The organism is Paraflavitalea sp., from assembly GCF_059502485.1.
Genome location: NZ_JCACET010000008.1, coordinates 2,206,880 through 2,219,553 on the forward strand (window position 1 = coordinate 2,206,880; position 12,674 = coordinate 2,219,553).

General features: G+C 47.7%; 10 protein-coding genes. 8 read left to right on the forward strand and 2 right to left on the reverse strand.

Annotated features, from left to right (window positions below):
- Nucleotides 1-80: 80 nt before the first annotated feature.
- From AC5JBY_RS11465 to AC5JBY_RS11495, 7 genes are all read left to right on the forward strand, one after another.
- Nucleotides 81-1,007 carry an AraC family transcriptional regulator gene (locus tag AC5JBY_RS11465; protein ID WP_495904726.1) on the forward strand — a complete coding sequence of 309 codons (927 nt, stop codon included), beginning with the start codon at nt 81-83 and terminating at the stop codon, nt 1,005-1,007.
- A gap of 33 nt (nt 1,008-1,040) precedes the next feature.
- Nucleotides 1,041-1,589: an RNA polymerase sigma factor gene (locus tag AC5JBY_RS11470; protein WP_495904727.1), complete on the forward strand. Its 549-nt coding sequence runs from the start codon at nt 1,041-1,043 to the stop codon at nt 1,587-1,589.
- Between the two features lie 230 nt (nt 1,590-1,819).
- On the forward strand, nt 1,820-2,851 hold the full coding sequence (locus tag AC5JBY_RS11475) for a FecR family protein (RefSeq protein WP_495904728.1): 1,032 nt from the start codon (nt 1,820-1,822) through the stop codon (nt 2,849-2,851).
- 25 nt (nt 2,852-2,876) lie between these two features.
- Nucleotides 2,877-6,365, forward strand: coding sequence for a SusC/RagA family TonB-linked outer membrane protein (locus AC5JBY_RS11480; protein ID WP_495904729.1), 3,489 nt, complete (start codon nt 2,877-2,879; stop codon nt 6,363-6,365).
- 17 nt (nt 6,366-6,382) lie between these two features.
- Nucleotides 6,383-7,963 carry a SusD/RagB family nutrient-binding outer membrane lipoprotein gene (locus AC5JBY_RS11485; RefSeq protein ID WP_495904730.1) on the forward strand — a complete coding sequence of 527 codons (1,581 nt, stop codon included), beginning with the start codon at nt 6,383-6,385 and terminating at the stop codon, nt 7,961-7,963.
- 93 nt (nt 7,964-8,056) lie between these two features.
- Nucleotides 8,057-9,418 carry a glycosyl hydrolase family 18 protein gene (locus tag AC5JBY_RS11490; protein WP_495904731.1) on the forward strand — a complete coding sequence of 454 codons (1,362 nt, stop codon included), beginning with the start codon at nt 8,057-8,059 and terminating at the stop codon, nt 9,416-9,418.
- Nucleotides 9,419-9,426: 8 nt separating this feature from the next.
- Nucleotides 9,427-10,389: a glycosyl hydrolase family 18 protein gene (locus AC5JBY_RS11495; protein WP_495904732.1), complete on the forward strand. Its 963-nt coding sequence runs from the start codon at nt 9,427-9,429 to the stop codon at nt 10,387-10,389.
- A 104-nt stretch (nt 10,390-10,493) separates the two neighbouring features.
- Here the strand turns inward: AC5JBY_RS11495 and AC5JBY_RS11500 are convergent, their stop codons facing one another.
- On the reverse strand, nt 10,494-10,961 hold the full coding sequence (locus tag AC5JBY_RS11500) for an energy transducer TonB (RefSeq protein ID WP_495904733.1): 468 nt from the start codon (nt 10,959-10,961) through the stop codon (nt 10,494-10,496).
- 144 nt (nt 10,962-11,105) lie between these two features.
- Here AC5JBY_RS11500 and AC5JBY_RS11505 point away from each other — a divergent pair, with 144 nt between their 5' ends.
- Nucleotides 11,106-11,486, forward strand: a complete 381-nt coding sequence (locus tag AC5JBY_RS11505; RefSeq protein WP_495904734.1) for a SnoaL-like domain-containing protein — start codon at nt 11,106-11,108, stop codon at nt 11,484-11,486.
- A 50-nt stretch (nt 11,487-11,536) separates the two neighbouring features.
- Here AC5JBY_RS11505 and AC5JBY_RS11510 read toward each other — a convergent pair whose 3' ends face one another.
- Nucleotides 11,537-12,550, reverse strand: a complete 1,014-nt coding sequence (locus AC5JBY_RS11510) for a TFIIB-type zinc ribbon-containing protein (RefSeq protein WP_495904735.1) — start codon at nt 12,548-12,550, stop codon at nt 11,537-11,539.
- Nucleotides 12,551-12,674: the final 124 nt, after the last annotated feature.

The following is a 12,674-nucleotide window of genomic DNA, read 5'->3' on the forward strand; positions in this document are numbered from 1 at the left end:
TTTTAAAATAGGACGATCGTACTTTTCTTTTTGTAAAGGGCGGCATTATTGTTTAAATTGTAGGTAGTAAAAGATTGCGCATGCCATCCAAAAATCTCTTGCGTACAGTAGACCTGACGCATCCTAAATATTTACAGACATTGGTGGAGAACCGGCGCGTTTTCAACCTGCAGAATTGTGAACTGAACATCTTCGAGACCTACCAGGATGCCTTTCATATCCCGCTGACATTTAACGATTTTGTGATCACCAGTATGGTGAGAGGTAAAAAAATAATGCACCTGTTCGATAAACCGGCGTTTGATTACCTGCCCGGCGAAACAGTGATTGTGCCTGCACACGAAACAATGGTGATTGATTTCCCCGAGGCGCAACAAGACAATCCTACCCAATGCATTGCCCTGGCAGTGGATGCTGAGTATGTTGCCGAGACGATGTCCTACATGAACCATTATTACAACCACAAAGAAGAAATGCGCGAGTGGAAACTGCAGTTCAACCAATACCATTTTGCCAACGATACCGAAGTAACAGGATTGATCAATAAACTCATCCGTGTTTGCAGCAGCAGCGATAAAGCAAAAGATGTATTCGCTGATCTCACCTTGAAAGAATTATTGATCAGGCTGGTGCAAAGCCAGCACATGCAGCAGGTGGCCATCGAAAGCGATACACAGAAGAACAAAGACAGGATGCACTACATCCTTCATTACATACATGAACACCTGACAGAAAAAATAGCAGTGGATGCCCTGAGCAGAAAAGCCTACTTAAGCCGCAACCTTTTCTTCAAATGGTTCAAGGAGCAGGTAGGTATCACCCCGCTGGATTATATCAACAACGAACGCATCAAGCTGGCCAAGCAATTACTGGGCAATCCTCAGAACAGCGTCAACTCGGTAAGTATACAATGTGGCTTCAATGATGTCAACTATTTCATCCGCCTCTTCAAAAAGACCGAAGGCATTACCCCCCGCGCTTATAAAGATTGCATGATGCAGAACTAAAAAGATTTATTACTTTAGGCGTAGGCCTGTAATATGACATCATCAACAAACACTGCTTTATGGGATCAGCTACGCCATGGGGATGAAAAAGCATTATATGCCTTGTACCAACTATATTATGATGAATTACTGCAATATGGCCTAAGGCTTTGCGCCAACACCCACGACAGTAAAGATGCCATCAACCTTGTATTTGCCAGCCTGTGGACCAACCGCCAGCAATTGCCCCAGGTCACCCATCCCAAAGCCTACCTCTTCACCTGCTTTAAGAACAGGATGCTGCGCACCCTGCAGAAACAGCAACATAAGTTAGTGCCCATCGATACGGCTGCCGAAAGCCTTGTTTCCACCGCCTCCGTAGAAGAAATGCACATCGAACTACAGGAGCAGGAACAGCTTAAACAACGGGCTGCACAGATTTTGAGCCAGCTCACCCCCCGCCAGCAGGAACTGATCAGACTCCGCTTCATAGAAGAAATGAGCTACGAGAAGATCGCCCTCCACCTCGACATCTCCGTCCGCACCGTCTACAACAGCATCCACGAAAGCATCAAGACCCTCAAAAAGGTTTTCGGGCAATAATTACGTATCCCCCTTCTGTCATTTCGAACGGAGCCATTAGGGACTCTTGAAAGCAGGTAATGGCGGCGGAGTGAGAAATCTGCTATCGAAGAAAACGTCTCACAACTCACAGCTTTTTCAAAAAAAGTTCCCATCCAGACGGTAAAACTTCCCCTCTCAATGTATCTTATATAATACAGGGTCATGATTTGCCGGCACAGGCACAGCGTTTTACCCCTGTAACCCATTGTATGCCTGACTATAATAATTACACCATAGAAGATTACCTGGCCGACGAGTCCTTCGTGAACTACCTGCTTCAGCAGAATGAAGCAGACGTAGCGCAGTGGAAAAGCAGGAAAGAAACCGGCCAGTTGGACCCGGCAATATTGGCGCAGGCTACCCAGCTGTTTTTTGCCCTAAAAGAGCAGCAAAAGTCAGTCAGTGCTAATAAAGCGGAGGAGTTGGCAAAGCTGCAGCAATTGATTGGCGCCGCAGCAACGCCTGTAATCACCATGCAGGGTGAAGGCCGTCGCAAGCGTTCATTCCTCCGCTATGCCTGGCCAGCCGCTGCGGCAGTTCTTATCATCGCAGCCGCTACCTGGTATTTCTATCCCTCACACATCGAATCCGCTACACCCGATAAGAGTTTCATGGCCTTCGCAGCCACACAAAACAATATCCAGCGCTTTACCCTGCCCGATGGCAGTGAAGTAATATTAAATGGTAACTCATCCATTAACCTTGCGCCCGGCTTCAACAAAACAAAAAGAGAAGTACAGCTCATTGGAACAGCCTTTTTCCAGGTAGCGAAGAATCCCGACAAACCGTTTACGGTGATTAGCGGATCAGTGAGTACAACAGCATTGGGTACCTCCTTTTACATACACCAGTCGTCCAATGCAGCCCCTACCACGGTGTCACTCCTTACCGGCAAAGTAAGAGTAGATGTAAAAGGTCAGTCATCCGTACACCTCGTGCCCTACGAAAAGGCCAGCTACCAACAGAAAGAAGAACTGGTAAAGTCAACATTCGATAACGACGCGCTCGTAAACTGGACAAAAGGATTGGTCATATTCAAAAAGGCCAATTGGGAACAGGTAAAAAGTATCATAGAAGAATATTTCGACAAGAAGCTCGTCATTACTACCAGCAATCCAAAGGATATCAGTTTCACAGGAGAGTTCAAGGCCGATCAGTTGGAATCCATCTTATCGTCCCTGGAATTTACCTATGATTTAAAATACACGATCCAAAACCAAACCGTCAACATCGCCTTTTAACCAGGCCGCTTAAACAAAACTGCTTATGACCTACACAACCAACGCTGTGGGCAAAGTCACCACTTTGCTCATCAGTACCGTCTTGCTGTTGTTCTCACTACTTCCCTTGCAGGGCATTGCCCAGGAAAACCAAACGGTGCAGATAGGATTCACAGATGCACCCATGGAAAAAGTATTCAGAGAGATCACCCAAAAAGCAGGCGTTCGATTTGCCTACGATGCAGGCAAAGTAAACCTCACCAAAAAAATTACACTCCCCACCGCCAGTTACAAATTGAAAGACCTGCTGGATAAAGTATGTGCCCTGGGCGGACTTACCTACCAGTTGAAGAACAACACGGTAACAGTAAAGACAATTAGCACAGACGCAACAGAAGTCAACACGGCATTGAAAGGCAAAGTAGTTACCGATACAGGCGATCCACTACCATCAGTAAGCATCTACAACGCCAAATTGAAAGTCACCGTGGTGTCCGATAAAGAAGGCGCCTTTGAAATCCCTGCCGAGCCAAGGACGCGCCTGGTGTTTACCTGCATTGGTTATGAAGACAAAATGATGCAGGTGGAATCACTGACGCAGCCATTGACGATCGCACTCACTTCTTCCGCTAAGAACCTGAGTGAGGTAGTCGTTACCGGCCTTGGTATCAAGCGCGAGAAAAAAGCCCTTAGCTATGCGGTAGGCGAAGTAAAAGGCGAGGCCATCGACAAAGCCCGCGAGCCCAACGTCATCAACACACTGGCAGGCAGGGTGCCCGGCCTCATCATCAGCAATACAGCAGGTGGCCCCGGTGGAGCAGCCAAAGTGCTCATCAGGGGCAACACAGATATTACCGGTAATAACCAACCCCTATATGTGGTAGATGGCGTGCCCATGGACAATTCCAATTACGGTGCATCCAGCAATGATAAGTATGCTTCAGGATTTGACCTGGGCGATGCCATCTCAGCCATCGACCCCAATGATGTCGAAACCATTTCTATCCTCAAAGGCCCGGCAGCCTCTGCGCTCTACGGCAGCCGCGCTGGTCACGGTGTCATCATGATCACTACCAAAAAAGGCACAGCACGCAAAAGCCTGGGCATAGAAGTGAACTCAACTGCCACCTTCGAAACATTACTCACCCGTGCCGATGATAACCAATATGAATACGGGCAAGGCATGAATGGAAACATTCCTACCAGTCAGTTGATATCCCGCAACACCCTATTCTCCAACTTCGGCGCAAGACTCGATCCAAATCTTAAGATACCATCCTTCGATGGCGGTACGGCATCTTATGGCCTTGTCAAGAACAACATCGAAAATTTCTTCCGCACAGGCACCACCTTTGCCAACAACATTGCACTTACAGGTGGTAATGAGATCAGCAGCTTCCGTTTCTCCTACAGCAACCTGTACAACAATGACATTGTTCCTAAAAGCTACCTCAATCGTAACACATTTACTTTACGCGGTACCAGCAAAATAGGTTCACAACTGAGCATCGACGTGCGGGCCACATACATGAACGAATACGTAAAGAACAGGCCCGGTCTTGCCGACGATCCCAGCAACATCGGGTTCAACTTTGTGGGCCTTGCCAACAACGTAGACCAACAAGTATTTGAAAAAGGATACCAGGATCAGTTTGGCCAATACGTAGAGTGGGGTGGAGGCCAATACCACCTGAATCCCTATTGGGTTATCAACCGCATGAGCAACACTACCCGTAAAGACAGGCTCATGAGCATCATACAGCTCAATTACAACCCCACCTATTGGTTGTCCCTGCAAGGAAGGATCAACAACGACTTTACCTTCCTGGGCTTTGAGAAATTCAGTCCACCTACCACACCCGGCGCATTGACCGGTCGCCTGGATGGCACCGACACCCGCTTCTCTTATACTTCGGCAGACATGTTGATCACCATGAAGAAGCAAGTGGGCAGCTTTGATGGATCAGTCAACATTGGTGGTAGCATGGAGTTCTATCGCAACCGTGGCACGGCCAAGCTCGGCACCAACATGGTGGTAACAGATGCCGTTGCCTTCAACAGTTTCAAAACAAACACCGTTACAGAAACCAATATCAGGAAAAGGAATAATTCATTCTATTCCACCCTCAGCCTCGGATACAAAGGCTACCTGTTCCTGGATGCCACTATACGGCGCGATATTTCTTCTTCTCTCCCCACTGCCAACAATAGCTATTGGTATCCTTCGCTCGGTACATCCTTTATCGTATCGGATGCGTTTGATATCAAGAGCAGTTTCCTGAATTACCTGAAGGTGCGCGCTTCGGCAGCAGAAGTAGGTAATGATACCGATCCTTACCAACTCAACCTGAACTATCAACTCAATCCATTACAGCCTTCCAATACGGTTATCGGAGCCATTGCCAACGCGGCCAACCCCAACCCTAACCTGAAACCAACCCGTACCCGCAGCTTTGAAGCAGGCGTAGATGCAAAGTTCCTGAACAACAGGCTCGGGCTGGAGTTTACCTGGTACACCCAAAACTCAAGAGACCAGATCAACCTTATTAATATTCCTTTCTCCGGCGGATTTGCCACACAGATCATCAACGCAGGCAACATCACCAACACCGGCGTGGAAATATTAGTGACGGGTAAACCGGTAGTGACCAAAAACTTCAGCTGGGACATCGCCGCCAATGCTGCACACAATAAAAATACAGTCAAGTCGCTGGCAGAAGGCGTTGCCTACATTACCCTCTCCGATGCAAGATGGCTGGGTATCTCCGTGATTGCAGAACCCAACATGCCTTACGGTACGATACTGGGATACGATTACCAGCGTGCACCCGCCGGACAATTCATTCTCGACCCCATTACCCTACAACCGTTGGCTGGTGACAACCGCGTACCAGTAGGAAAGGGTACCTGGGATTGGACAGGCGGCCTCACCAACACCTTCCGCTACAAGAACATTTCATTGACAGCAGTGATCGATATAAAAACCGGCGCCGATTTATTTTCTATGACGAACCTCTTCGCCGTAACACGCGGACAACATAAGATGACACTGGCCGGTCGCAAAGAATGGATACAATCAGAAGAAGCAAGGCTGGCAGCAGGGCAAACCCTCGAAGCGTGGATGGCCTCCGGCAATGCAAAAGGATATGTGCCACAGGGTGTAGTACAAACAGGCACCGATCCGGATGGTAAACCCGTTTACACTGCCAATACAAAACCTGTGGATCCCAACGTGTATTGGCCCCTGTACTATGGCGATGATAAAGGAATTGCACCGCCATTCATTTACGATGCCAGCTACATCAAGATGCGCGAGATCGTAGTGTCGTATTCACTACCTGCGCGCTTATCGAAGAAGATCAATGCCCAGTCCATTTCATTGTCAGCAGTGAGCCGCAACCCTTTCATCATTCATAAGAAAGTGCCCAACATCGATCCGGACTCCAATTACAACAATGGCAACGGACAGGGCCTCGAATACGGTTCATTGCCCGGCAGAAGAAGCTGGGGTATCAACCTGAACATAAAGTTTTAATACCAACACAAACTGTTATGAAAAAATATATATGCCTCATATTACTTACCGGGATGCTGGCAACAGCCTGTAAGAAATTTGGCGACACCAATATCGATCCTACAAAATCTTCCAACCTTGACCCCGCTATCCAGTTGGGCTACGCACAACAAAAGTTCTCCGGCGACCTCAATGTGCAGGAGCGTCTGGGCGTGATACTCACGATGCCACTGGTAGGCCATATCGGCGGAGCATGGGCCAACCAATACGGCCAGTTCTATGTAAAACAGGAACGTTACGCCTCACTGCTGTGGGAAGACAATTATGTGAACGAGATCAAGAACATAATCGATGCGGAAGAGCGGAGCCGCAACAACAATACGGCTAAAAACCTCAATGGCATGTGCCGCGTGATGAAAGTGTATCTCTTTGCCCGCCTCACCGATCTGTATGGCGATATACCCTATACAGATGCCTCGGCCGCTTACAGCAAAAGCAAACCGGCGCCAGCGTACGACAAGCAGGAAGATATCTACAACGACTTCTTCAAACAGCTGGATACGGCTGTTACTAAATTCAATGAAGGACAGGACCTTGTGAGCAATGACGCCTTTTACAAAGGCAGCACTGCTAAATGGAAAAAGTTTACCGCCTCCTTGCGCCTGCGTCTTGCGCTGCGCATTGCAAAGCGAAACCCCACCAAAGCAAAAGAAGAAGTACAGAAAGCATTCAACGCAGGAGTCATTGCATCACAGGACGACAACTGCCTGATGCGCCATGATAATGTGCAGAATGATTACAGTGATCTCCGTGGTAATGGCTTATCGGCAGCCCTCAATCAGGGTGATCTGATTGGTTACAGGATGACGAGCACCTTCATCACCCAGTTACAAAACTCCAACGATCCCCGCCTCTACGTGATGGCGCGCAACTACCTCGATAAACCATTCAAACCCTTCGAGCGGGTGGATATCACCGAACAGGTAAAAGCACAGGTAGGTTCATTTGGTGTGCGTCCTGCCGACTTCATCTGGGACAACTGGCAGAACACTATTTATGTGAATACACCTGATGCGCAAGGCGTACCCGTTACCAATAACGAGCAGTTCATACAAGTATCTAATTACTTGATTGCCCCAGGCGCACCTTTCCTTCACCTCGGATATGCAGAAACCGAATTCCTGCTGGCAGACGCTTCCATAAGGTTCAACATGCAATTGGGCGCTACAGCCGAAGAACATTATAAAAATGGATTGGCAGCAGCCTGCCGCCAGTTGGCCATTTATCCCAACGCACCTGCCATCAGCGATGCCGATATCACCAAGTTCATTTCCGATAATGCTTTGCAGCCCGGCAGAGAGTTGCAACAGATCAACACACAGTTGTGGATTGCCCTGTTCATGAATGGCCCCGAAGCCTATGCCAACATACGCAGAAGCGGGTTCCCCGTGTTGCCGTCAGGATTCAAGTCTGGTTATTCAGATGCCACCCAGATGCCAAGACGCATGGAATACCCCATTTCAGAAAAATCACTCAATGCAAAACATGCCGGCGAGGCCATTACCCGCATGGGTGGTAAAGATGACTGGAACAGCCGGGTATGGTGGGATATGCCGTAATGCAAGAATGTGGGGCGTCCCGTACTTTAGTCGGGACGGCTCATCCTGAAGTAGCACCGGTTCACATTTATGAACAACATCAATCAACACAGTATGCAACTTATCAATCGTAAAATATATTCCCTCCTCACCCGCATAGCAGTTGTGATAACTGGTATCACACTACTGTATGCCTGTAAAAAGGATATAGCTGAAGATCCCGAATTCGGCGAAGGCGATTACCCGAGGATCTTTTATGCCCAAGGCAATTTTCCACAAGCCATCATCATCAATCAGAACGATACAGCTAAATATGGCGGCATCACCTATTCACCGGCCGGCAAAGTAAAGATCAGCTGGAAAGTGAACGATCAGGTAAAGTCGAACGATACCAGCTTTGCTTTTGTGCCCACCGCAGGCGGTGAGTACAACATCAAGCTGGAAGTAGAGCTCAATGGCCTGATATCAACCCGCAGTTCACAGGTAGTGGTAAAACCTGCTACCTATACGCGAAAGAATTTCAATAAAGTGGTCATGGGGTATCTGAGCTATGATGGTCTTGGAACCGATGTTAAGTGGCCATTCATTACCCACCTGGCCGCACAGATCGGAAGAGTAAGTTCCGATGGAGCATTGGATATCACGAGAGGCAATGCTAATCAGCTTGCTGATGAATTGGTGGCGAGAGGGCATATCCGTGGTATACCTGTATTGCTGGCTCTCTTTGGTAGATTGACTCCTGTAGATGGCTGGGCTTTCTATGAAAGCGATGACATGGGACCAGCCTTGCGTAACGCATCACTTCGCGCTGGTCTGGTAACACAGGTTAAGAATTACCTGGCCGCTACGAAGATGGATGGCGTGGAAGTAATGATGACCGACTTCAATGGTTCGCCAAATTATAGTGCAAACCTTGCAGCGCTGGGCCTCTTTATTAAAGAGTTGAGAACAGCGTTGCCTGCCAATAGCATCATTACCATTTCAGCAGGTACAGGTTGGCAGCATTGGGAGTATCCCGATCTCACACCTGTAGACTGGGTGAATGTGCGTGCATTTGAAGATGGGGTACACGTAGGGCCGGGCGCACCGGTAGGTCAGGCCTCTTCCCTCGACTTTATGAAAACAGCAGCCGACCTATGGCGCCAGTTCCATGTGCCTGCAGAAAAGATCGTAGTAGGGTTCCCTGCATTTGGCCTGCGCTACAACGAGCTGGATGCAAACGGCAATTGTGCCAGCTGGGGTGCTTATGATTACACCACCTACAAAAACATATTGACACTGGATGCTGCTGCCAATGTTAAAGAGTTCGTGAACTCCTCCAAAGGCATCTATTACAACGGCGTTCCTTTGATCAAAGCGAAAGCCGACCATATTAAAACAACTAACTACAAAGGAATGTATGGCTGGTACATGGACGCCGATGCTGCCGACAGCACCAAGTCATTATTCCGTACTGCCTTCAGAGCATTGAATTAAATGAATCAATGAAGAATACCTATTTATTGGCCTTCCTGCTTCTGTTTACCTGCACCAAAAGCACGGCACAGAAGCAGGAGTTCATGGTGGGCGGCTATGTGCCATCATGGAAGGACGGTTCCGCCATCGACTACAGCAAACTGACCCATATATTCTTTGCATTCATCAAAGCAAACCCCGACGGGAGTTTCCTTGCCTTCACACCCGAAGAGCAGGCAGCTTTCAACACATTCAAGACCCGCTCCGCTGGTAAGAAAAGATTTATCAGCCTCGGTGGTGGCAGTGATCAAACTTTGCCAGTAATGGCCGCCACAGAAGCAGCACGCGAAAAGTTTGCTGCCGCTTGCGTTCAATTCTGTAAAGACCATGACCTGCAGGGCGTGGATATGGATTGGGAACAAATAAGAGACAATACCAATGCTGCCAACTATGAAGCATTGATGAAAGTATTATCCGAAAAGTTACATCTGCAACAATTACTACTGGTAGCCACCGTAGCCCACGGATGGGGCGGTGAGTTTTATACCGCGCGTGCGTTGAAGTATGCCGATTGGATACAACTCATGGCCTATGATCAGGCTGGCGCCTGGGCTGCCAGTCCTTATGGTAATCACGCCACTTTTCAGCATGTGTTGGATGCCGTTGATTTCTGGAAGCGCAAGGGCTATACCAAGTCATCCCAGATGGTGATCGGCCTTCCATTCTACGGATATAAATTCAAGAGCGATGCCGGTGGCCTCGCCGACCAGGTACCGTATAAAGACATTGCAAGTTGGTTCCCTTTTCTTACACCAGCTGTCAATGAACACAACCTTGTTGTCTTCAATGGCCCCGACCTGATCAAAGAGAAAACCAGTTACGCCAAACGAAAAGGTTTCAAAGGCGTCATGGTTTGGGAACTCACACAGGATATCCCATCCGACCAACCTAAATCATTATTAAAGGCGATTGAAGAAGCTGTAAAGGATTGATAGTGAATGAGCAGATTCTTTAAGGTTGCAAATTGCAACCTTAGACGAGCTTTTGAGGTTTCAATTTGAAACCTCAAACGAGACGAGAGAAGAGGTGTGTGTTCTTATTCTGTACTAAAGCATACGACCATAGATGCCTTTTTTTCTGCAGCCACCTTCTTGCCCTGGCAGATGCCGGGTTGCCATTTACCCGTCAGTTTAAGTACCCTCACCATTTCTTTTTCGAAAGGTGTGAAATCGGTAGTGTCAGTTTTATCATTTATGCGTGGCTGAATGATGCTTCCATCGGTATCTACAATGAATTTCATTTCTATTCTATCTTGTGGGTTATGCTCATCAATCCCTTCCTGCGGATACTGCATATTCTTGTTGAGAAATCGTTGATAGGCAGCTGTACCTCCACCATATTCGGGTTCAATCTCCACTTGTGTGTACACTTGCTTCTTAAGCGTACTATTATAATAAGATTTACAAGGAGCAGGGGCTTCAGCCTTAACGTCAATGCCATCTTTCTGAAGGTTATCCGCCATCAAGAGTACCGGGATCAGTAATATAAAACTCCACTTAAGCATACAGGCTATAATACGTTGTATTGTTAAAAAGATACGTTGTCCAAATCTCCCTCCTGCAAAGTCCATTTACCACCCTGCCAAAGATGAATCTGGACAATACTTTTGTTCTGTCAATAACAATATAAGAAAATAAAAACGAAAACAATGACAACACAAAGCCAAAAAACAATGACCACGCAGGAAGTGGCAGCCCGCTTCCATGAACTCGCCCAACAGGAAAAATGGTTTGAAATACAGGAAGAGTTCTTTGCAGAGAACGTTAAAAGCGTAGAGCCAGCCAACTCACCCTATTTTGGGTATGCAGAAGGTAAGACCGATGTTGGTAAAAAAGGACAGGAGTTTGTAACCCGCATAGAGGCTGTTCACAGTTTATATACCAGCGAACCACTTGTTACCGGTAATCATTTTGCAGTGGTAAGAGAGAAAGAACTTACAGTGCGGCCACATGGCAGGATAAAGATCCACCAGATCATGATGTATGAAGTAAAAGATGGGAAGATTGTGCTGGAACAGTTCTTTTATTAAGAAGCCTGCTACTACCTGTTGTCGAAGTAAACGTCTCTCACGTCTCACTTCTATCCCTGCTGCGACAACAGTACGATCGCAGCAATGACCAGCAACGCGAGCAGTATCACCAACACTACTTTTGAGGCTGATACCGGTTTTTTACCATGGATCTTGCCGGTTTGTCCATTGATCAGGAAGTGATAGGTTTTGCTCTTGTAAGCATACGTACATATCCAGAGCGGTAAAAGAATATGCTTGTAAGTCTGGCTGGAATAAACAGTATCCACATTCAGGTTGCGGTAAGTGTCGATACGGCAGCGGTCGGCGCAGGCTTCATAGATGGCATCTTTCATGATGGCTTCCGCCTTGTCATACCCATCATTTACAGCGATATCATATACATCGGCTTTCCAGCCAGACAGGTACTTCGCGTCGAAGTTCACCAGCTCTTGCAGTTGATAAGGGAAAATGCTTTCATATTCGTTTTGGGATAATTCCGTAGCGCCGCCGATCAGTATATCGTCAAAGAAATGATCGAACGAGCCGCTGCGGTATATCCATTCCGTACGCTGCACCTGCCTCGATTGCCGTTTGCCTTCACTATCGGTATAGTATTCAGTTTCGTAATAATAACGGCCGCCATAACCACTCCATTCACTGTTGGTCTGTGCGTCGTAGGTCCAGAAGGGGAGGTATATGCCGTGCAGTGCATCGTGGCGGGCAAATTGCTTCAGGTCGCCGGGCGCCCACCAGCCTTTGCCTACCCAGGTTTTGAAAACATCGATAGATTGCTGCTTGTCGACCTTGAAAGGCACCATACCGGATGGCTGGATGATGCGGGTTTTATAAGCTACGGGATTGACGGCTTCGAAGTTGCAAAAGCTACAGGTGAAAGTCGGCGTTTCGGTAGTGAAGACAGACTGAGAACCACAACGCTCACATTTATACACCAATTGCTCTACCGTAACGGCAGGGTCGGTGGTGCCTGCCATTTGCTGACGCAAAAGGTTTTCTTTGATAAGATCAGTGGCTTTATCGATGGCTACCTTGGTGCCGCAGTGTTCACATTCCAGTTGCTGCAATTTGGGACTGAAATACAACTGTGAATTACATCCCGGGCACGGGAATAATAAAAGAGGTTCTTGGGTTGCTGTTTCCATGGAATGGTCTCATACAGAGTGGGTCGTCCCGTACTTTAGTCGGGAC